The organism is Streptomyces sp. JNUCC 63, from assembly GCF_054366325.1.
This window is the reverse complement of sequence record NZ_CM135963.1, coordinates 3,576,719-3,597,627: the sequence shown is the minus strand read 5'-3', so window position 1 is coordinate 3,597,627 and position 20,909 is coordinate 3,576,719. Positions and strand designations below refer to the sequence as shown.

The 20,909-nt window shown below is 71.3% G+C and carries 19 protein-coding genes and 1 pseudogene; 8 read left to right on the top strand and 12 right to left on the bottom strand.

Going from position 1 to position 20,909, the window contains the following annotated elements; genetic code table 11:
- Positions 1-55 precede the first annotated feature (55 nt).
- The 3 genes from nth to ACX25U_RS16395 all read left to right on the top strand — a co-directional run bounded on the left by nth (position 56) and on the right by ACX25U_RS16395 (position 3,176).
- Positions 56-1,060 (top strand): endonuclease III, encoded by a 1,005-nt coding sequence (nth, locus tag ACX25U_RS16405; RefSeq protein ID WP_454392830.1) that lies wholly within the window; start codon positions 56-58, stop codon positions 1,058-1,060.
- Between the two features lie 135 nt (positions 1,061-1,195).
- Positions 1,196-1,903 (top strand): NUDIX hydrolase, encoded by a 708-nt coding sequence (locus ACX25U_RS16400; RefSeq protein ID WP_454392828.1) that lies wholly within the window; start codon positions 1,196-1,198, stop codon positions 1,901-1,903.
- Between the two features lie 73 nt (positions 1,904-1,976).
- Complete coding sequence (locus ACX25U_RS16395; protein ID WP_454392826.1) at positions 1,977-3,176, top strand: MarP family serine protease; 1,200 nt, start codon at positions 1,977-1,979, stop codon at positions 3,174-3,176.
- Between the two features lie 20 nt (positions 3,177-3,196).
- Here ACX25U_RS16395 and ACX25U_RS16390 read toward each other — a convergent pair whose 3' ends face one another.
- From ACX25U_RS16390 to ACX25U_RS16365, 6 genes and pseudogenes are all read right to left on the bottom strand, one after another.
- A complete protein-coding gene (locus tag ACX25U_RS16390; RefSeq protein ID WP_454392824.1) occupies positions 3,197-3,376 on the bottom strand; it encodes a hypothetical protein in 180 nt (59 codons plus the stop codon).
- Positions 3,377-3,503: 127 nt separating this feature from the next.
- Complete coding sequence (locus ACX25U_RS16385; RefSeq protein WP_454392822.1) at positions 3,504-4,454, bottom strand: alpha/beta fold hydrolase; 951 nt, start codon at positions 4,452-4,454, stop codon at positions 3,504-3,506.
- Entirely contained in the window at positions 4,451-4,945 is a 495-nt protein-coding gene (locus ACX25U_RS16380; protein ID WP_454392820.1) for a phage holin family protein, read from the bottom strand. The genes ACX25U_RS16385 and ACX25U_RS16380 overlap by 4 nt, the downstream gene beginning before the upstream one ends.
- 116 nt (positions 4,946-5,061) lie before the next feature.
- Positions 5,062-6,501 (bottom strand): Na+/H+ antiporter NhaA, encoded by a 1,440-nt coding sequence (nhaA, locus tag ACX25U_RS16375; RefSeq protein WP_454392818.1) that lies wholly within the window; start codon positions 6,499-6,501, stop codon positions 5,062-5,064.
- Between the two features lie 255 nt (positions 6,502-6,756).
- Positions 6,757-8,721 (bottom strand): acetate--CoA ligase, encoded by a 1,965-nt coding sequence (gene acs, locus ACX25U_RS16370; protein WP_454392816.1) that lies wholly within the window; start codon positions 8,719-8,721, stop codon positions 6,757-6,759.
- A 146-nt stretch (positions 8,722-8,867) separates the two neighbouring features.
- Positions 8,868-11,198: pseudogene (locus ACX25U_RS16365) on the bottom strand (SulP family inorganic anion transporter).
- 296 nt (positions 11,199-11,494) lie between these two features.
- Between ACX25U_RS16365 and ACX25U_RS16360 the strand changes: the two are divergent.
- The gene (locus ACX25U_RS16360; RefSeq protein WP_454392814.1) at positions 11,495-12,757 is read left to right on the top strand and encodes a hypothetical protein; all 1,263 of its coding nucleotides are present in this window, start codon (positions 11,495-11,497) and stop codon (positions 12,755-12,757) included.
- A 6-nt stretch (positions 12,758-12,763) separates the two neighbouring features.
- Here the strand turns inward: ACX25U_RS16360 and ACX25U_RS16355 are convergent, their stop codons facing one another.
- A complete protein-coding gene (locus ACX25U_RS16355) occupies positions 12,764-13,744 on the bottom strand; it encodes an ATP-binding protein (RefSeq protein WP_454392812.1) in 981 nt (326 codons plus the stop codon).
- 100 nt (positions 13,745-13,844) lie between these two features.
- Between ACX25U_RS16355 and ACX25U_RS16350 the strand changes: the two genes are divergently transcribed.
- Positions 13,845-14,708, top strand: coding sequence for an oxidoreductase (locus ACX25U_RS16350; RefSeq protein ID WP_454392810.1), 864 nt, complete (start codon positions 13,845-13,847; stop codon positions 14,706-14,708).
- Between the two features lie 383 nt (positions 14,709-15,091).
- On the opposite strand, the gene ACX25U_RS16345 is transcribed toward ACX25U_RS16350, so the two are convergent.
- Entirely contained in the window at positions 15,092-15,925 is an 834-nt protein-coding gene (locus tag ACX25U_RS16345; RefSeq protein WP_454392808.1) for an HAD family hydrolase, read from the bottom strand.
- A gap of 581 nt (positions 15,926-16,506) precedes the next feature.
- On the opposite strand from ACX25U_RS16345, the gene ssd reads away from it, so the two are divergent.
- A complete protein-coding gene (ssd, locus tag ACX25U_RS16340; RefSeq protein WP_454392806.1) occupies positions 16,507-17,610 on the top strand; it encodes a septum site-determining protein Ssd in 1,104 nt (367 codons plus the stop codon).
- 86 nt (positions 17,611-17,696) lie between these two features.
- Positions 17,697-18,719 carry a TadA family conjugal transfer-associated ATPase gene (locus ACX25U_RS16335; RefSeq protein WP_454392804.1) on the top strand — a complete coding sequence of 341 codons (1,023 nt, stop codon included), beginning with the start codon at positions 17,697-17,699 and terminating at the stop codon, positions 18,717-18,719.
- Here the strand turns inward: ACX25U_RS16335 and ACX25U_RS16330 are convergent.
- The 4 genes from ACX25U_RS16330 to ACX25U_RS16315 form a co-directional block, all read right to left on the bottom strand.
- Complete coding sequence (locus ACX25U_RS16330) at positions 18,676-18,984, bottom strand: hypothetical protein (RefSeq protein WP_454392802.1); 309 nt, start codon at positions 18,982-18,984, stop codon at positions 18,676-18,678. The two genes, ACX25U_RS16335 and ACX25U_RS16330, sit on opposite strands and share 44 nt — an antisense overlap.
- A 101-nt stretch (positions 18,985-19,085) precedes the next feature.
- Positions 19,086-19,460 carry a DUF4258 domain-containing protein gene (locus ACX25U_RS16325; protein ID WP_454392800.1) on the bottom strand — a complete coding sequence of 125 codons (375 nt, stop codon included), beginning with the start codon at positions 19,458-19,460 and terminating at the stop codon, positions 19,086-19,088.
- Positions 19,457-19,852: a hypothetical protein gene (locus tag ACX25U_RS16320; RefSeq protein WP_454392798.1), complete on the bottom strand. Its 396-nt coding sequence runs from the start codon at positions 19,850-19,852 to the stop codon at positions 19,457-19,459. The genes ACX25U_RS16325 and ACX25U_RS16320 overlap by 4 nt, the downstream gene beginning before the upstream one ends.
- A gap of 319 nt (positions 19,853-20,171) precedes the next feature.
- Complete coding sequence (locus tag ACX25U_RS16315; protein ID WP_454392796.1) at positions 20,172-20,420, bottom strand: hypothetical protein; 249 nt, start codon at positions 20,418-20,420, stop codon at positions 20,172-20,174.
- A gap of 224 nt (positions 20,421-20,644) precedes the next feature.
- Between ACX25U_RS16315 and ACX25U_RS16310 the strand changes: the two genes are divergently transcribed.
- Positions 20,645-20,872 (top strand): GntR family transcriptional regulator, encoded by a 228-nt coding sequence (locus ACX25U_RS16310; RefSeq protein ID WP_454392795.1) that lies wholly within the window; start codon positions 20,645-20,647, stop codon positions 20,870-20,872.
- The last annotated feature ends 37 nt before the right edge of the window (positions 20,873-20,909 follow it).

The following is a 20,909-nucleotide window of genomic DNA, read 5'->3' as shown; positions in this document are numbered from 1 at the left end:
GGTGAGAGCACAGGTCGAGGGGGCTGCGCGGGTGGTCGTACGTCAGAATTCCGCCTTGGGCGAACAAGAGCCCGACGATGGAACAAATGCGGCAGAAGCGGCGAAAAAGGCGCCGGTGAAGAAGGCGACCCCCGCCAAGCGGGCAGCCGCCAAGAAGGCCGGCGCGCAGAAAGCCTCCGTGAAGAAGGCCGCGCCTCCCAGGAAGGTGACCGTCGCGCCGAAGAAGGCCACCGCCGCCGTCAAGAAGGCTCCGCCGGCGAAGACCATCGCCCCGAAGCCGCCGAGGAACGAGTCGCGCACCGCCCTGGTCCGCCGCGCCCGCCGGATCAACCGCGAGCTCGCCGAGGTGTATCCCTACGCCCATCCCGAGCTGGACTTCGAGAACCCCTTCCAGCTGCTGGTCGCCACGGTCCTGTCCGCCCAGACCACGGACCTGAGGGTCAACCAGACGACACCCGCGCTGTTCGACAAGTACCCCACCCCCGAGGACCTCGCCGCCGCCAACCCGGAGGAGGTCGAGGAGATCCTGCGGCCCACCGGCTTCTTCCGGGCCAAGACCAAGTCGGTCATGGGCCTGTCCAAGGTGCTGGTGGAGGAGTTCGGCGGCGAGGTCCCGGGCCGGCTCGAGGACCTCGTCAAACTGCCCGGCGTCGGCCGCAAGACCGCCTTCGTGGTGCTCGGCAACGCCTTCGGCCGCCCCGGCATCACCGTGGACACGCACTTCCAGCGGCTCGTGCGGCGCTGGCAGTGGACCGAGGAGACCGACCCCGACAAGATCGAGGCCGCCGTCGGCGCGCTCTTCCCCAGGAGCGACTGGACGATGCTCTCGCACCACGTGATCTTCCACGGCCGCCGTATCTGCCACGCCCGCAAGCCCGCATGCGGCGCCTGCCCGATCGCCCCGCTCTGCCCGGCCTACGGCGAGGGCGAGACGGACCCGGAGAAGGCGAAGAAGCTGCTGAAGTACGAAAAGGGCGGCTTCCCGGGCCAGCGCCTCAAGCCCCCGCAGTCCTACCTGGACGCGGGCGGCAAGCCGGCACCGCCGCTGGGGGCGGGATGACGCCGGCGGGGTCCGCACGGGGCCGCGGCGGGCGGAACGATCTCGGTGCCCTCGGGCGTTGGACACGGCAGGACGACGGCGGCGACGGGCGACGGCGACGGGCGACGGGGATAGACGACGGCGACGGGGGTGGCGATGACGCGGGCGAGTGAGACGGCGAGCGGCACGCAGGGCGGCTCCGTGGCGCTCAGCACGGAGGCGCTGCCGGGCTGGCTGCAGCCGGTCGTGCGGGTCGCCGAGACGGTCCAGCCCGTCCAGCTGAGCCGCTTCCTGCCGCCGGAGAACGGCGCGGGGCGTCAGTCCGCCGTCCTGATCCTCTTCGGGCAGGGCGAGCGCGGGCCCGAGCTGCTGCTCATGGAGCGCGCGAGCTCCCTGCGCTCGCACGCCGGTCAGCCTGCCTTCCCCGGCGGAGCCCTCGACCCCGAGGACGGCGACCCGCAGGGCGAGGGCCCGCTGCGGGCCGCGCTGCGCGAGGCCGAGGAGGAGACCGGGCTCGATCCGGGCGGCGTCCAGCTGTTCGGCGCGCTGCCCCGGCTGTACATCCCGGTCAGCGAATTCGTCGTCACACCCGTGCTCGGCTGGTGGCGCGAGCCCAGCCCGGTCGGCGTCGTCGACCCGGCGGAGACCGCCCGTGTCTTCACCGTCCCCGTGGCGGATCTCACGAACCCGGACAACCGGGCCACGACCGTCCACCCCAGCGGCCACCGGGGTCCGGCATTCCTGGTCGAATCGGCCCTGGTGTGGGGGTTCACCGCCGGAGTCATCGACCGTCTGCTCCACTACGCCGGCTGGGAGCGGCCCTGGGACCACGCCAAGCAGGTCCCGCTCGACTGGCGGTCATGACAGGGTGGGCACCGCAGCCGGGTCCCCGGCCGGCCTGTGGCGATCGGAACATGATGAGGCGAGGCTCGACGCGGTGAACGTGCTGGACATCCTGTTGCTGATCGCCGCCGCGTGGTTCGCGGTCGTGGGCTTCCGTCAGGGATTCGTCGTCGGCGTCCTGTCGGTGATCGGCTTCCTGGGTGGCGGCCTCGTCGCGGTGTACGCGCTCCCGGTCGTCTGGGACGCCCTGACGGACAACACACCCGTCAGCACCGCCGCGGCGGTCGTCGCCGTCGTCGTCGTGGTCGTCTGCGCCTCGGTCGGCCAGGCCCTGACCACGCACCTCGGCAGCAAGCTGCGGGTCTACATCACCTGGTCCCCGGCCCGCGCCCTGGACGCCACCGGCGGCGTCCTGGTCAACGTCGCCGCCCTGCTCTTCGTCGCCTGGCTGATCGGCTCGCTCCTGGGCGCCACGACGATACCGACCATCGGCAAGGAGGTCCGCACCTCCAAGGTGCTCATCGGGATCTCCGACGTGCTGCCCGACGAGGCCGACAACTGGTTCGCGCACTTCACCTCGACCCTCGCGCAGAACGGCTTCCCCCAGGTCTTCAGCCCGTTCACCGACGAGCCCATCACCGACGTACGGCCCCCGGACCCGGCCCTGGCCGACAGCGCCGTCGCCCTGCGCGCCAAGCAGTCCGTCGTCAAGGTCATGGGTACCGCGCGCAGCTGCGGCAAGGTCCTCGAGGGCACCGGCTTCGTCTTCGGAGAACGCCGTGTCATGACCAACGCGCACGTCGTAGGCGGCGTCGACGAGCCCACCGTCCAGATAGGCGGCGAGGGCAGGAAGTACGACGCCACCGTCGTCCTGTACGACTGGCGCCGCGACATCGCCGTGCTCGACGTGCCGAACCTCAAGGCGCCCGCCCTGAAGTTCACGGACACGGACGCGCACAGCGGTGACAGCGCCATCGTCGCCGGCTTCCCGGAGAACGGGCCGTACGACGTCCGTGCCGCGAGGGTGCGCGGGCGCATCGCGGCCAACGGCCCGGACATCTACCACCGCGGCACCATCCGCCGTGACGTCTACTCGCTGTACGCGACCGTCCGTCAGGGCAACTCCGGCGGCCCGCTGCTCACGCCCGACGGCAAGGTGTACGGCGTGGTGTTCGCCAAGTCCCTCGACGACGCCGACACCGGCTACGCGCTCACGGCGGACGAGATCCGGCAGGACATCGCCCGGGGGCGTACCGCGAATCAGCAGGTGGGCAGCGACAACTGCGCGCTGTAGGCCGGATGGGCCCCAACGGGTCAGCCGCGCGGGTGGCGCAGGCGTACCGACACCCAGCGGGCGCGGCGGCGCAGGATGCGTGGAATGCCCACCCGGGGGTCCGTGCTCGACAGTTGCGGGGCATCCCGATGGTGGGAGCCCGGACCGCTCGCCGAACGGCGGGTGCGTGCTACGTCACTGTAGTCGTGCGTCCAGCCCATACCCGGACCTCTGCCCCCGCCCCAAGGTCGATAACCGCCCGAGGGCGATCCAATTGGCCTATGCGCCGGGCAATTGGCCGTTCGTAGGAAGGGCGTTCCCGTTCGGATACCGGGCGCATCGGCCGGGTCACCGATCGGGCTCGGGGTCTTTCAGCCAGTTGACCAGTTCGGCCGAGAAGGCGACCGGGTCCTCCTCATGGGGGAAGTGCCCCAGGCCGTCGAACAGGCGCCAGCGGTACGGTGCCTCGACGTACTCGCCCGAGCCCGCCGCGCTGCGGGTGCGCTGGACGGGGTCGAGGGAGCCGTGCAGGTGCAGCGTCGGGACGCGTACAGGCCGCTTCATACGGCGGTAGAACTGGATGCCGTCGGGTCGGGCCAGGGAGCGCACCAGCCAGCGGTACGGCTCGATCGAGCAGTGCGCGGTGGAGGGGATGCACATGGCGCGGCGGTACGTCTCCACCGCCTCGTCGTCCGGCAGCCGCGGCCCCGACCAGTCCCGTACCAGACGGGCCACCAGGGCGCCGTCGTCGGCGGTGAGCTGCCGCTCGGGAATCCAGGGCCGCTGGAACCCCCAGATGTACGAACTCGCCGCCGTCTGCCGGACGTCCGCGAGCATCGCCGAGCGCCAGCGCCGCGGGTGCGGCATCGAGGTGACCGCGAGCCGCCGTACGAGCTTGGGGCGCATCGCGGCCGCCGTCCACGCCAGATAGCCGCCGAGGTCGTGGCCGACCAGCGCGGCGTCCGGCTCGCCGAGCGAGCGGATGACGCCGGTGATGTCGAGGGCGAGGTTGGCCGGGTCGTAGCCGCGGGGCGTACGGTCGCTGCCGCCCACGCCCCGCAGGTCCATCGCCACGGCGCGGAAGCCCGCGTCGGCGAGGGCGGTCAACTGGTGCCGCCAGGCCCACCAGAACTGCGGGAAGCCGTGCAGCAGCAGCACCAGCGGTCCGTCGCCGAGCTCGGCGATGTGGAAGCGGGCGCCGTTGGCGGCGACGTCCCGGTGCGTCACCTTTCTGCCGCCGGGCACGCCGATCCGTACGACCGACGTCGATTGCGCCGAAGGGGTGGCGGGCTCCGTCATGAGGACGAGCGTGCCACAGCCTCGAGGGCCGCGGGGGAGCGGTCCTCCAGGGCGGGCGGCTCGGGGCGCGGGTGCGGCTTGGCCTTCTGCAGCACGCCGGCCGTCTCCTTCATGGACGCGGCGACCTTCTGCGGGCCCTTGCTCTTCTTGGCCTTCTTCGCGAACACCATGCCGATCAGCCCCAGTACGCCGGCGACCAGGACGTTGGCCGCGAAGGACAGCAGGAAGCAGACCGCGAGGTTCCAACCGCTCCAGGTGCGGATTCCGTACGCCAGCGCGAAGTTGAGCATCGGCAGGGAGAACAGCAGGATCGCGCCCGCCGCGGTGAACGCGCCGCCGCTGGTCGCGCCGCGTTTGACGTCCTGCCTCAGCTGGGCCTTGGCCAGTGCGACCTCGTCATGCACCAGCGCCGACAATTCGGTGGTCGCCGAGGCGAACAGCTGGCCGATGCTGCGTTCGGCGCCGACCGGGCTGCCGTCGGGTGCGCTCATCGCGGTCTCCCTCTCCTGCCTGACTGAGGACTCTGCCTTGCTTCTGTCCGGCTTCTGTCCAACTTCGACTTCTGCCCGACTGGGAACGGTCCTGTCTTTTGTACCGTCCCGTCAGATCATGCCGGACTGTCGTTCTCCTCGCCTGCCCCGCCCGGCACTTCGGCAAGCCGTCCGGCCCGTTCGGCCTCCTTGACTTCGGCGAGCCGGCGGTGTTCGGCGGCCTTGCGCTCCAGGATCTCGGCCATGCGCAGGTGGTACGCGGGGTCGTCCTGCTCGTACACGTCCGGGATGCCGTCCAGGTCCTCGTCCAGTTCCTCGGCCTCGTACAGCCCGCGGTACCGGGCGTTGCGTATCTTCAGCAGAACGGTCGCCAACGTCGCCGCGATGAGGGAGCCGGTGAGGACGGCGGCCTTGACCTCGTCGGTGAGCGCGGCGTCTCCGTCGAAGGCCAGTTCGTCGATGAGCAGGGACACGGTGAAGCCGATCCCGGCGAGCGTGGCCACCGCGAACACGTCGGCCCAGGCGAGGTCCTCGCTGAGCGAGGCCCTTGTGAAGCGGGCGGTGAACCAGGTCCCGCCGAAGATGCCGACCGTCTTGCCGACGACGAGTCCGAGGACGACGCCGAGGGTCTCGGGCTTGGTGAACACGTCCGCCAGCGCTCCGCCCGAGACGGAGACGCCCGCGCTGAACAGGGCGAACAGCGGCACCGCCAGCCCTGCCGACAGGGGCCGTACGACGTGCTCGATGCGCTCGCCGGGAGAGGTCTCCTCGCCCTCGCGGGGGGTGCAGCGCAGCATCAGGCCCATCGCGACGCCCGCGATGGTGGCGTGCACGCCGCTGTTGTACATCAGCGCCCAGATCACCAGGGCGAGCGGGATGTACACGTACCAGCCGCGCACGCCCTTGCGCAGCAGCAGCCGGAAGAGGACCAGGCCGGCCGCCGCCCCGGCGAGGGCGGCGAAGTTCAGGTGACTGGTGAAGAAGACGGCGATGATCAGGATCGCGAACAGGTCGTCGACGACGGCGAGCGTCAGCAGGAAGGCGCGCAGGGCGCTGGGCAGGGACGTCCCGATGACCGCGAGTACGGCGAGCGCGAAGGCGATGTCGGTCGCGGTCGGCACCGCCCAGCCGGCGAGCGACCCGCCCCCGATCAGGTTGGTCACGACGTAGACGGCCGCGGGCACCGCCATGCCGCACAGCGCGGCGATCACCGGCAGGGCCGCGGCTCTGGGGTCCTTCAGGTCACCAGCGACCAGTTCGCGCTTGAGTTCGACCCCGGCGACGAAGAAGAAGACCGCGAGCAGCCCGTCGGCGGCCCAGTGCGCCACGGAGAGGTTCAGGCCGAGGGAGGCGGGGCCGAGGTGGAAGTGACTGACGCTCTCGTAGCTGGTGTGCAGCCCGGGGATGTTCGCCCAGAGGAGGGCGGCGACCGCGGCGAGGAGCAGCAGCATGCCGCCGACGGTCTCGGTGCGCAGGGCGTCCGCGACGAAGTTCCGCTCGGGCAGGGACAGACGTCCCAGGAACTTGCGTGCGGGGCTGGTGCGGGGCGCGGCCACGGGAACCTCCGGTCGGTGGGCAGGACGGAACACATGCCGACCAGACTTCCCGGCGCACCTGAGGGTCTTTTCTGTTGTCTTGCTCTGCCCAGCTTACCTACGGTGCGGCGGGCGGGTGCGGCGTCTTCCCGGAGGGTGCGCGAAGGGGCACCCGGCGCGTGTGCCGCCGAGTGCCCCTCGTGGCCGTCCTCAGGCCTCGCCCGGACCGAGCTCAGTCCCTGCTCAGTCCTCGCCCGGACCGTGTTCAGTCCCTGCTCAGTCCTCGCTCGGCGTCGCGGGGAGCTTGGACTGGATGAGGTCCATGACGGTGGAGTCGGTCAGTGTCGTGACGTCTCCGAGCTGCCGGTTCTCCGCCACGTCACGCAGCAGTCGCCGCATGATCTTCCCGGAGCGGGTCTTGGGCAGCTCCGCCACCGGCAGGATCCGCTTGGGCTTGGCGATCGGGCCGAGCGTCGAGCCCACGTGGCCCCGCAACTCGGCGACCAGGGACTCGGTCTCCGTGACCGTGCCGCGCAGGATCACGAAGGCGACGATCGCCTGCCCGGTCGTCTCGTCCGTCGCGCCGACCACGGCCGCCTCGGCGACCGACGGGTGGGAGACGAGGGCGGACTCGACCTCGGTGGTGGAGATGTTGTGCCCGGAGACGAGCATCACGTCGTCGACGCGGCCGAGCAGCCAGATGTCGCCGTCGTCGTCCTTCTTGGCGCCGTCGCCGGCGAAGTACTTGCCCTCGAAGCGTGACCAGTAGGTGTCGATGAACCGCTGGTCGTCGCCCCAGATGGTGCGCAGCATCGACGGCCACGGCTCGGTGAGCACCAGGTAGCCACCACCGCCGTTGGACACCTCGCCCGCCTCGTCGTCCACCACCGTCGCCGCGATGCCGGGCAGCGGCCGCTGGGCCGAGCCGGGCTTGGCCTCGGTCACGCCCGGCAGCGGGGAGATCATGATCGCGCCGGTCTCCGTCTGCCACCACGTGTCCACCACCGGGGTGCGGTCGCCGCCGATGTTCTTGCGGTACCAGATCCACGCCTCGGGGTTGATCGGCTCGCCGACCGAGCCGAGGACGCGCAGGGAGGACAGGTCGAACTTCGCGGGGATGTCGTCGCCCCACTTCATGAACGTACGGATCGCGGTCGGCGCCGTGTAGAGGATCGTCACGCCGTACTTCTGCACGACCTCCCAGAAGCGGCCCTGGTGCGGGGTGTCCGGCGTGCCCTCGTACATCACCTGCGTCGCGCCGTTGGCCAGCGGCCCGTACACGATGTACGAGTGGCCGGTGACCCAGCCGACGTCGGCGGTGCACCAGAACACGTCGGTCTCCGGCTTGAGGTCGAAGACCGCCCAGTGCGTATACGCGACCTGGGTGAGGTAGCCGCCGGAGGTGTGCAGGATGCCCTTGGGCTTCCCGGTCGTGCCCGAGGTGTAGAGGATGAACAGCGGGTGCTCCGCCTCGAACGCCTCCGGGGTGTGCTCGGCCGGCTGCCGCCCGACGAGTTCGTGCCACCACACGTCCCGGCCCTCGGTCCAGGCGACCTCCTGCCCGGTGCGGCGGACCACGACCACGTGGTCGACGTTGTCCACACGGCCGACCGCCTCGTCCACGGCCGGCTTGAGCGCGGACGGCTTGCCGCGCCGGTACCCGCCGTCGGACGTGATCACGACCCTGGCGTCGGCGTCCTGGATGCGGGTGGCGAGCGCGTCCGAGGAGAAGCCGCCGAAGACCACGGAGTGCGTGGCACCGATCCTGGCGCAGGCCAGCATGGCGACCGCCGTCTCCGGGATCATCGGCATGTAGATCGCCACCCGGTCGCCCTTTCGGACGCCCAGTTCGAGCAGCGCGTTCGCGGCCCTGGAGACCTCGTCCTTGAGTTCGGCGTAGGTGATGGCGCGGCTGTCGCCGGGCTCGCCCTCGAAGTGGATCGCGACGCGGTCGCCGTGTCCCGCCTCGACGTGCCGGTCCACGCAGTTGTACGCCACGTTGAGCGTGCCGTCCTTGAACCACTTGGCGAACGGCGGGTTCGACCAGTCGAGCGTCTCGGCCGGCTCCTTGGCCCAGGTCAGCCGGCGGGCCTGCTCGGCCCAGAAACCGAGCCTGTCGGCCTCGGCCCGTTCATACGCCTCTGCCGTGACGTTGGCGTTCGCGGCCAGGTCGGCAGGCGGCGCGAAACGTCGCTCCTCCTTCAGGAGGTTGGAGAGTGAAGAACGCTCGTTGTCTGCCATCGCATACCGTCCCAACTGGTTTAGACCACTCCGGACCCGATTCTCCGAGCACCGGGGGCACCGGTCAACCCTTCCCCATCCTGGCACCCGCTCACTCACGGGTCACGGACGGCGTCCCCCGGGGGTTCACTCTCCCGGGAGGCGCGTCACTCTGAGTGTCCGCCTCGCGACCGAGCACCGGACGGGCCTGCCGCCTGCGGCTCCTCCACCGCTCCCACCCGGGCGAACACCTCGTCCCCCTCCGCCTCCGTCAGCAGGTACGCCTGGGCCTCGCCCACGTGGAAGTACATCCCGTGCAGCTCCAGCCTCCCCTCCCGCAGGGCGCGGGCCACCGGGGCGTGGGCACGCAGATGGTCCAGCTGCTGGACGACGTTGGCCAGGCACAGCCGCTCGGCCGCGTCGGCGGGCGGCCGTCCGTCCGGCCGGGGCCCGCGGCGGCTGTCGTCGGTCAGCCGCCGCAGACTGGGCAGCCCGTGCCGCAGCCACCGCTCGAGCGGCGTACGGGCGTGCCCGGAGCCGGAGGCGAGCAGCGCCTGCATCGCTCCGCACCCCGAGTGGCCGCACACGGTGAGGGAGCGCACCCCGAGCACGTCCACCGCGTACTCGACCGCGGCGGCCACGGAGTCGTCGCCGTCGTCGCCCGGCGGCGGCACGAGGTTGCCCACGTTCCGCACGACGAAGAGGTCGCCGGGACCGCTGGAAGTGATCATCGACGTGACCAGCCGCGAGCCGGCGCAGGTGAGGAAGAGCTGGGACGGCCGCTGCCCCTCCCGTGCCAGCCGCGCCAGTTCCGCTCGCACATGCGGTGCGGTGGTGTGCTGGAACGTGCGGAGGCCGTACGCCAGTTGCCGGCCGCGCTCGTCGGGTGCCGGTGCCGTCCGCGGACCGCCCCCGCACTGGTGGTTGCGCCAGGGCGTCCAGGGCCGGCATCGGCATCGGGTGCCGTCCGGACCGGTCGGCTCGGCGATGCGGACCCCCGCACGCAGGCCCGTGAGCTCGACCGAGCCGCCCTGTGCGGAGTGCGTCCGCTGCCAGTCCCGCAGTGACTCGTACGCCGCGTGGTCCATGAACGAGCCGTCCAGCCGGACGACCGCGTCGGCCCCCTGGGGAACGAGGTGCAGGGCCCGGCTGAGCCGCGGCACCGCGAGGAACGTCAACTGCCCTCGTACGTGTACGCGATGGACTCCTTTCCGCTCTTCGTGCGTGATGCGGGTGCGGGCGAGGCGGTGCAGGGCGACGGCGACGGCGATTCCGAGGGCCACGCCCTGCAGGACGCCGAGGGCCACCACGCCGAGGGCGGTGGCGGCGTAGACCAGCACCTCTCGGTGGCGGGTCACCGTGCGGATGTGGGGCAGGGACACCATCTGGATGCCGACGGCCATCACCAGGGCGGCGAGCGAGGCGAGCGGAACGAACTCCAGGATCGGGACCATCAGCAGCGCGGCAACCACTACGAGAACGCCGTGCAGCATCGTGGAGTTCCGGCTCACGGCACCTGCGCGCACATTCACCGAACTGCGCACGGCCACGCCGGCGACCGGCAGCCCGCCGAGCGCGCCGGAGACGACGTTGGCGGCGCCCTGGCCGAGCAGTTCCCGGTCCAGGTCCGAGCGGCCGGTCCGGCGCGGCCCGCCACCAGTTTGTCCACGGCGACCGCTCCGAGCAGCGACTGCACGCTGCACACCAGCGTGGTGCTGAGCACCGCGGCGACGAGGCCGAGCACCGGTCCCTCGGGCAGCCCGGCCAGGGCGTGGCTGCGCCAGGAGGGCAGGTCGACCCTGGGCAGCACCAGCCCGGCGAAGGAGGCGACGGCGGTGGCCCCGGCGACGGCGACGAGTGCGGGCGGCACCTTGCGCAGCAGGCCGCCGGACCGTCCGGGCAGGTGCGGCCAGGACAGCAGCAGCGCCAGGGTCAGCGCGCTCACGGCGAGCGCCGCCGGGTCGAGGTCGGCCAACTGGGCCGGCAGGGCACGGAGGTTGTCGAGCACGGAGCTCTGCGGGCTGCCGCCGAGGACGATGTGCAGCTGGGCGACGGCGATGGTCACACCGATCCCGGCGAGCATGCCGTGCACGACGGCGGGACTGACGGCGAGCGCGCCGCGGGCCACGCGCAGGCAGCCCAGACCGAGTTGGGCGAGACCGGCGAGAACGGTGATGGCACAGGTCGTACGCCATCCATAACGGTGGATCAGGTCGGCGGTGACCACCGTGAGTCCGGTGGCGGGGCCGCTGACCTGCAGAGGACAGCCGCCGAGCCGGCCGGCGACGAGTCCGCCCACGGCGGCGGCCACGAGCCCGGCCCGCAGCGGGGCGCCGGTGGCCAGGGCGATGCCGAGGGACAGGGGCAGGGCGATCAGGAAGACCGCGACGGATGCCGACAGGTCGGCGTCCGCGATGCGAACGACGCGGGTGCGGCGGCGGGCTGTGAGGCGGGTGGGAGCGCTCGGTGCGGGGGGAGTTCGCGGTGTGGGCGGGGATGCGGGCCCCGTCTCCTCAGGATGGCGCGGTCGCGGAACTGTCGACCGGCTCAACAGGGAATGGCGGAATCGGCGTTGAGTAAAGCGATCGCAATGCCAGGTAAAGGGTGTTCATGAGTATTCAGTGCAAATGGGGTATCGAATCACCTCGATGAGTGAAGTGAGATTTTCATCGGCTTGTCGTATTAATTCCTCCTTCGGCCTATGCGACCTTGGCGACGCCGTCGGTACGCCCGGCGCATCACCAGCACACGCCGTCTCGGCGTTGGACGAGAGAAGGAAGAAGGTGGGCGGAACATGGCCGCCACCCAGAGGATCGCCGTGGGCGTCGCCGTCGCCGCGGCCTGTGCCTCGTCGCTCGCCGGTTGTGCGAGCGGCCCCGAGGCGCCCGGACAGGGCGCGCCCGGCGCTCCGCCCAAGGGCGCGCCGGCGCCCGGGAGTGTCGTCCGTCTGATCGGTGACGGGTCCACCGCCTACACCGGGGCCCAGCCGTACCTGCCGCGGCCGGAGCGGCTCAAGGCCGGTGAGAAGCCCCCGCAGTTCGTCGTGTTCTCCTGGGACGGGGCGGGGGAGGACAGCCAGAAGCTGTTCTCCTACTTCCGCAAGGTCGCCAAGGAGAACCACGCGACCATGACGTACTTCCTCAGCGGCGTCTACCTGCTGCCGGAGGAGAAGCGCGATCTGTACCACCCTCCGCAGCACACCCCCGGCAGCTCCGAGATCGGCTTCAACGACGGGAAGGGCATCGCCGACACGGTCAAGCAGGCCCGCCTGGCATGGCTGGAGGGCAACGAGATCGGCACGCACTTCAACGGCCACTTCTGCGGCCCGGGCGGCGGGGTCGGCCAGTGGTCGGTCAAGGAGTGGAAGAGCGAGATCGCCCAGGCCAAGCAGTTCGTGAAGACCTGGAAGACCAACACCGGTATGAAGGACGCGGCCCCGCTGCCCTTCGACTACGACAAGGAACTCATCGGCGCCCGCACCCCCTGCCTGGAGGGCCAGGAGAACTTCATGAAGGCGGCGAGCCGGCTGGGCTTCCGCTACGACAGCAGCGGTGTCAACAACCAGGTGTGGCCCAAGAAGCGCGAGGGCCTGTGGGACCTGTCGATGCAGCTGGTGCCCTTCCCCGGGCACACCTTCGAGCAGCTGACCATGGACTACAACTTCATGGTCAACCAGTCCGGTACGCAGACCCAGGGCGACCCCGGAAAGTTCGACTACTGGGGAGGCCAGATGCGCGACGGCCTGCTCAAGGGCTTCTACCGGGCCTACGACGGCAACCGCGCCCCCCTGGTCATCGGCAACCACTTCGAGTCCTGGAACGGCGGCACCTACATGCGCGCCGTCGAGCAGGTCGTGAAGGAGGTGTGCAACAAGCCCGGGGTGCGCTGCGTCTCCTTCCGCCAGCTGGCCGACTGGCTGGACGCCCAGGACCCGCGGACCCTCGCGAAACTGCGCACGCTGGAGGTCGGTGAGGCACCCAAGCAGGGCTGGGCGTCCTTCCTCTCGGGCCGCCCGGCCCCGGCCCCCAGAGGCGTGCCCGGGGCGCCCAGGCCGTAGCGGCGCTCACGCCAGGGCGGTGACACCCTCGCCGAGGACGAAGCCGGGGTCGATCTGGGCCGCCAGGTCGGCCCCGGTCCGTTCGTTCCCCCATGAGGCGGCGTTCTTCAGGTGGAAGTGCACCATCTGCCGGGTGTAACGGTCCCAGTCACGCAGCTCGTACGTGGCGTCGGCGGTGACCTGGAGCAGGCGCAAGGCGCGGCGGTTGGCGTCCTCCAGGAACTCGAACCGGGGTGGCCGGCCCTTCTCCATGGCACGCACCCAGTCCGAGTGCCCGACGGTCACGAGCAGGTCGTCCCCGACCTCGGCGCGCAGGAAGTCGAGGTCGTCCTGCCCCTGCACCTTGTTGCCCACGACCCTCAGCACGACGCCGAAGTCACGGGCGTACTCCTTGTACTGGCGGTAGACGGAGACCCCCTTCCGGGTCGGCTCGGCGACGAGGAACGTGATGTCGAAGCGGGTGAACATCCCGGAGGCGAAGGAGTCCGAGCCGGCCGTCATGTCGACCACCGCGTACTCGTCGCGGCCGTCCACCAGGTGGTTCAGGAACAGCTCCACCGCTCCGGTCTTGGAGTGGTAGCAGGCGACCCCCAGGTCGGCGTCGGTGAAGGGGCCGGTGACCATCAAACGCACGGTGCCGCCGTCGAGTTCCACCGGGTGGGCGCAGGCGTCGTACAGCGGGTTGTCCTCGCTCAGGCGCAGCAGGCGCGAGCCCTCGCCCGGCGGAGTCGTCTTGATCATCGTCTCGGCGGAGGTGATGCGCGGGTTGGTGCCGCGCAGATAGTCCTTGATCGGCACAAGCCGGTCACCCATCGCCGGCAGCGCGGCGGCCTGTGCCTCCTCCAGTCCGAGCGCGGCCCCCAGATGCTGGTTGATGTCGGCGTCGATCGCGACGACGGGCGCGCCCGTGGCCGCGAGATGGCGGATGAGCAGAGAGGACAGAGTGGTCTTGCCGCTGCCGCCCTTCCCGACGAAAGCAATTTTCATGTTCACGAAGCGTAGTGCCGCAATGGCTGTACGTGACAGCTTGCGTGAGGAAGACCACTCCTTCGGGGAGTGTGCCGCTCGGGTGCGTAGGGTCGTACTCATGAGTACGACAGGCGCGACCGCCGATCCTCCCCCAAGCTCTCGAACGAGCTCGAACAGCGGGGACCCTCTTGCGGCCCTGGGTGCGCTGCCCGGTGTGGCCGAGTCCGTGGAGTCCGTGCGCAAGGCCGTGGACCGGGTCTACGGGCACCGGATCATGCGGCGCCGGAGCAACGAGATCACCTCCGAGGCGGCGCTGCGCGGTGCGCGCGGCTCCGCGGCGCTGTCCGGCGCGGACTGGGCCCTGGAGGAGGTGCGCCGACGCACCGACTTCAGCGGCGAAGACGAGGCCCGGGTGGTGGGCGCCGCCCTTCGCCTGACCGCCGAGGCCGGCCAGCTGCTGTCCGTCTGGCGGCAGTCGCCCCTGCGCGTTCTGGCCCGGCTGCACCTGGTGGCCGCCGCGAGCCAGGAGGACACCGTCGGGCGGCCCCGCCAGGAGGGCGAGGGCGTCGACGAGCCGCTGGTCGAGCTGCCGCTGCCGAGCGCGGCCGAGGTCTCCGGGCGTCTGGAGGGCCTGTCGGAACTGATCATCGCGGGCAGCTCCGCGCCCGCCCTGGTGACGGCGGCCGTGGTGCACGGCGAGCTGCTGGCGCTGCGTCCCTTCGCCTCCCACAACGGGCTGGTCGCGCGGGCGGCCGAGCGCATCGTTCTGGTCGGCAGCGGCCTCGACCCCAAGTCGGTCTGCCCGGCCGAGGTCGGCCACGCCGAACTGGGCCGCGCGGCCTACCTGGCCGCCTTCGACGGCTATGCGTCCGGCACCCCGGAGGGCATGGCGGCCTGGATCGCCCACTGCGCCAGGGCGGTGGAACTGGGCGCGCGCGAGTCGACGGCGGTGTGCGAGGCGCTGCAGCGCGGGGCGGCCTGACGGCGGGCCCGGACACAGGGTTGCGGCGGTACGAGTACTCGTACCGCCGCTGGCATGAGCACCGAGTTACCAAGCGTCCTCGATATGTCGCCCATCAGGTCGGGAACTTCGCCCGTCACCTGGTGCGGCTGGCCCGTAATCGACGGGTCGACGTCGCGTGGGTGCCCGGTGTTCATGCTCGGTCCGTGGGGCCAAACTGCGTCTTAAAGGTGATCCTTTCGGATGTCCTTTGGTCTCGCGGGCCGCTGAGTCCTTTGTACTGCAAGCAGGGAGCAAGCGGAACCCCTGGCCGTACTTCTTTACTTTTAGGTTCAAATAGGACTTAAGTGGACGCGGTGTCGTCGCACGGAATTACCCGGCGGCGAAACGACGGCAACGGCGGCTCAGGCCACCGCGCTCCGGCGCCGGCTCGTGTACCAGACGAGCCCCGCGGTGGCCGCCGCCGCGCCTATGGCCGCCACCGCGACCAGGGTCGGACGCGGCGGCACGGAGAAGGCGGGCAGCCGCTGCTTGAGCCGCACCGGCCGGTGGAAGTCGAGAATCGGCCACCCGCGCGCGACGGCCTCCCGGCGCAGCGCCCGGTCCGGGTTCACGGCGTGCGGACGGCCGACCGACTCCAGCATCGGCAGGTCGGTCACCGAGTCGCTGTAGGCGTAGCAGCGGGCCAGGTCGTACCCCTCGGAGGCGGCCAGCTCACGGATCGCCTCCGCCTTCGTCGGGCCGTAGGCGTAGTACTCCACCTCGCCGGTGAAGCAGCCGTCCTCGCCCACCACCATCCGGGTGGCCACCACGCGGTCCGCGCCCAGCAGTTCGCCGATCGGCTCGACCACCTCGGCGCCCGACGTGGACACGATGACCACGTCGCGCCCGGCGGTGTGGTGCTCCTCGATGAGGGACGCGGCCTCGTCGTAGATGATCGGGTCGATCAGGTCGTGGAGCGTCTCGGCGACGATCTCCTTGACCTGCCGCACGTTCCAGCCGCGGCACAGCGCGGACAGGTACTCACGCATGCGCTCCATCTGGTCGTGGTCGGCGCCGCCGGCGAGGAAGACGAACTGGGCGTACGCGGTGCGCAACACGGCCCTGCGGTTGATCAGACCGCCTTGGTAGAAGGACTTGCTGAAGGTGAGCGTGCTCGACTTCGCAATGACCGTCTTGTCCAGATCGAAGAAGGCCGCTGTGCGGGGCAAGGAGTGGTTTTCCACGTCCCCGAGCATAGGGGCAGCCCATTCGGCGTAAGCTGGGCGTGTGGGTTTGCCTGAGAGGGCTCTCGGGTACACCATGGAAGTCACGGATCGTTCGCGACCGTGCTAACCCGGTCCGACTCCTCCCCCCCCGAGTCGGCCGTGGAGACGACCCCCGCTCTCCCCCCCGGCGGGGGTCGTCGCATGTCCGGGCGGGTTTCTTCCTTTCTGTCGCGGTTGCCCCGCTGTCCGGGCCGCGCCGTGCGGCGTTCGCCGTCGCTCTCATGATCCGTCACGTTCTGTAGTTGTGGCGCTGCTCTGCGGAAGTCGTGCGGGAACCAGTACACGGGTCACTGGTATGGGGGACGGTGATATTCACAACCGTCGAGTTGTCCACAGTTTTCGACCAAGATCCACACGATTTTCCGGATCGCTGCACCGTGATTCCGACGCGCACCTCTCGCGGCGAGTTCATGGCCGGTTCTGATTGCCGGGTGCGTATGGCCGGTTCGTATCGGCCGTCCATATGAAGGCCGGTTGCCGGTTCTTCACACGTTTGGGATTCGCGGGGCCGCAGGGGCCGCGCGCAGGAAGCAGCGAAGGGGGACCGGCCCGTGCCCGGAACCGTCACACACGATCCGCCGCCCGGCACTTCAGGACGGCAGGACAGACCACTGATCGTCACCGAGGACGCCGAGCTCCTCGACGACCTGCTGCGCCTGTGCGCGGCGGCCGGCGCCACCCCCGAGGTCCATCACGGGGTGCCGGAGCATCGAGGCGGCTGGGAGGGCGCACCGCTGGTGCTGGTCGGCGACGACGCCGCCCGGCGGGTACGCGGAGCCCCGCGCCGGCGCGGAGTGGTGCTGGTCGGCCGTGACCAGGACGACTCCGGGATCTGGCGGCGCGCGGTCGAGATCGGCGCCGACCACGTGCTGGTGCTGCCCGACGGCGAGCAGTGGCTGGTCGACCGCATCGCCGACGTCGCCGAGGGCGTCGGCCGGCCCGCACTCACCGTGGGCGTCATCGGCGGCCGCGGCGGAGCAGGGGCGTCCACGCTGGCCTGCGCGCTCGCCGTCACCTCCGCGCGGGAGGGCCTGCGCACCCTGCTCGTGGACGCCGATCCCCTGGGAGGCGGGCTCGACGTCCTGCTCGGAGGGGAGACGGCCGAGGGGCTGCGCTGGCCGGCGTTCGCCGCCTCGCGCGGGAGGGTCGGCGGCGGCGCCCTGGAGGAGTCGCTGCCCGAACTGCACTCGCTGCGCGTGCTCAGCTGGGACCGCGGCGACTGCGTCGCCGTGCCGCCGCAGGCCGTGCGGGCGGTGCTGGCCGCCGCCCGGCGGCGCGGCGGCGCCGTGGTCGTCGACCTGCCCCGCCGTGTGGACGAGGGCGCGGCCGAGGCCCTCGCCCAACTCGACCTCGGCCTGCTCGTGGTCCCCGCCGAACTGCGCGCCGTGGCGGCCGCCGCGCGCGTGGCCTCCGCGGTCGGCATGGTCCTGCGTGATCTGCGGGTGGCGGTACGGGGACCGTACGCGCCCGGCCTCGACGACCGCGAGGTGGCCCGGCTGCTCGGTCTGCCGCTGGCGGGCGAGGTGCCCGTGGAGTCCGCATTGCGGCGGCCCGGCGAGGGCAGGACACCGCCCGGCGGGGTGGCGCGCGGACCGCTCGCCCGGTTCTGCGCCGCCTTCTGGGAGCGGGCACTGATCGAGGCGGCCGCGGCATGAGGATGGTTTCCGAGCAACGGCGGACGGGCGAAAGAGTCCCCTCGGAGGGCAGGTCCCGGGAGCCGGGACCTGCCAACGGGCCCCGGATGCCCGCCCAGTTGCTGGACGGCGTACGGCAGTGGCTGGTCGAGAGCGGGGCCGAGCCGACGCCCGCACGGGTGGCGCAGGCCCTGCGCGAGCAGGGCCGGGTGCTCGGGGACGCCGAAGTGCTCGGGGCGGCCGAGCAGTTGCGCTCCGAGCTGATCGGCAGCGGCCCGCTGGAACCGCTGCTCGCCGACCCGTCGGTGACCGACGTCCTGGTGTCGGCCCCGGACCGGGTGTGGGTGGACCGGGGGCGTGGACTGGAGCGGGCCGCCGTCGCCTTCCCCGACGCGGCGGCCGTGCGACGCCTAGCGCAGCGCCTGGCCGCCGTGGCGGGACGCCGGCTGGACGACGCCCGGCCGTGGGTGGACGCCCGGCTGCCCGACGGGACCCGGCTGCACGCGGTGCTGCCCCCGGTCGCGGTCGGCTGCACCTGCCTGTCCCTGCGGGTCGTACGGCCGCGCGCGTTCACGCTGGGCGAACTGGTCGCGGCGGGCACGGTGCCGCCGGGCGGCGACCACGTGCTGCGGGCGCTGATCCAGGCGCGGCTGTCCTTCCTCATCAGCGGCGGGACCGGCACCGGCAAGACCACGCTGCTCAGCGCGCTGCTCGGGCTGGCCGGCCCGGGCGAGCGGCTCGTGCTCGCCGAGGACTCCGCGGAGCTGCGGCCCGACCATCCGCATGTCGTCCGCCTGGAGACCAGACCCGCCAACCAGGAGGGCGCGGGCCTGGTGACCCTCGAGGACCTGGTGCGGCAGGCGCTGCGGATGCGGCCGGACCGGCTGGTCGTGGGCGAGGTGCGCGGCGGCGAGGTGGTCCATCTGCTGGCCGCACTCAATACGGGGCACGAGGGTGCGTGGCGCGTTAACCGTACACAGGTGCTCAACGAATCGTCAGGACGGCCCACTGGGGCGTGTAAACGCACGGAACGCCCCCACTGTCGAAGCAGGGGCGTTCGGGCCGTCCAGCGGGCAGCAGTACCGGTCAGCGCCGGTAACGCGCGTCGCCGCCCGCCGGTATGGACGTGACACGCGCGTCCGGGACGTTCATCGGTCGGCCGTTCCGCGCACGCCATGCGGCGATCACCGCCTCGGCGTCGACGACGGCCTCAGGCAGCGTGGCGAACCAATCGCCGGACTCGTACGCCTGGCCGGTGCGCGGGTCGGTCAGGGCGACGCACCATCCGGCGTCGGCGTACCAGGTCAGCTTGCCGACGCGGTCACGGCCGACGCGCACGATCACGCCGTGCTGGTTGTCGGCGTCGGGGACGAACGTCACGGGGGGCTGCTTCATGTGGTGGGCCTTTCGGATGAGTCGGCAGATGCGAGGGAGGACGATCGAAGCTACGACGTACAGGACGACGCCCTCAGCTTCGCCAAGGAGGACGTCTGCGATCACCGGCGGCCGTTCCGGTTGCGCGCGTCGGCGTCCGTCCAGTGCGCCCGGTCGCGGAGCAGCGCCGTGACGAGCGCTCCGTCGGCGGCGACGACGACCGCGATGCGGCCCCGGACGAAGCGGCGGCGGCCATCGTGGGGCTCGACGATGTCCGGCCGTCGGAGGCAGTCGGCGACCTCCGCCGGGCTGATGTCGCGGCGAGCGATGACGTCGAGGAAGTGCGGGGTGATGCGCAGGGTCAGCAGCTCTTCATCGGTCATGGCGGCGGGCTCCGGGCGGTCGGGCTTGAAAATGTGGCGTCGCTTCGGGTCGTGGTCGCAGGCGTCGCCGTGAACGGCGCAGCGGAATCGGTAGGCGAACTGGGCGGGGCTCACTTGTCGGCGCCCTTCTCAGCAGCGGCAGTAGCGCAGCCGTCGCACCACGAGGCCGACTTCGGGAGCGCCGACCACGCGTCGCGGTGCGTGTGATGCCGCTCCGTCGTCCCGTGCGTGATGCACACCGCGCCCCAGCGGTCGCCGCCGTCGTCGCCCTCGGAAGCCCACAGGTCGACCGAGGCCACCAGCGCGCCGACCCGGTTACGGCGAGCCCAGCGAGTACCGAGCGGGAGCATCTGGTCCGACTCCAGGAGCTGCTTGCCCGCGTGGATCTTGGTCTCCTTCGGCTTCGCCGGGGCGGCCTTCGCCTTCCGCGCCTTCGGCTTGCTCGCGGCCTTCCGCCTGGCCTTGGGCTTGGGGGTCTCGACCGGCGCAGCGCTGATCGGCTTCATGAGCTCAGGCGACCTGCGTGCGCAGGTTCCGCACGTCGCGCCGGTAGTGACCGGCTCGCTGTACACGCCCTGACGGCCGCAAGCGGTCCAGCCGGACGCAAGGACGACGTGCACGGCGGCGCCTCGGCCCATCCGGCAGTGAGTGTGTTCGGCGTTCATTCGGTGCCCCTCCCAGGTCGTGAGCTGCGTTGACCTGGCGATTTGAAGACGCTGGTCGAAGCCAGCGGAGGAGCCGTCGGCGAAGAAGTGGCTGGAGCCACACACGAAAGCGCCCCCGCCGCCGGGAGTGGCAGCGAGGGCGCTTCGAGGGGTGGGAGGGTCAGTTGTGGTGCCGGAGGGCTTCGAACATGAGGCGGGCGGCGGCACTACTCAGGCGCTCGCCGCTCGGGGCGCGGTCGACGTGCTTCGCGGCGACGGCGATGAGCTTCCCGAGGGCCTCCGTCACCGGCTCCAAGAAGACAGCCCGTTCGGCGTCGCCGATCGCGTCGCCAGCTTCAAGGATGGTTTCCACGACGGCGTGAAGCGCGGCGGCGGCCTCAATTTCGGCCGTGTCGGCGATCAGGTCCAACGGGGAGCCCGGCTGGGTGACAGCGAAGGCGGTCTTGCCGGTCAGAGGATCGATACCAAGTCGGCGCGGGGCGGTAGCCTCATGCATGTCATTCGCTCCTATCAAGCGAGTGGCCGTGCCCCGGGACGGTTGCCTCCGTCGCCGGGGTCTCTACTGGCAGGAGCATACGCGTATTCGCGCATGCGCGGTCGCGTGATCGCGCATATCCGCGCATCCTCGGGACCATGGATCTTGACCGCTCCGTGCCCGTGTGGCCTCAAGTGGCCGACGAGCTACGACGCCGACTGGACGCCGGTACGTACCCGCCCGGCTCGCGGTTCCCGGCGGTCGTCGACCTGGCGGCCGAGCTGGACGTAGCCGCGTCGACCGTTCAGAAGGCCGTCGCTGCGTTGCGCGCGGAGGGACGGCTCCGCACGGTGCTGGGCCAAGGGTCGTTCGTCGCCGACGCGTAAACGCGAAAACGCCCCCGCCGGAGTCCACGGATGCAGA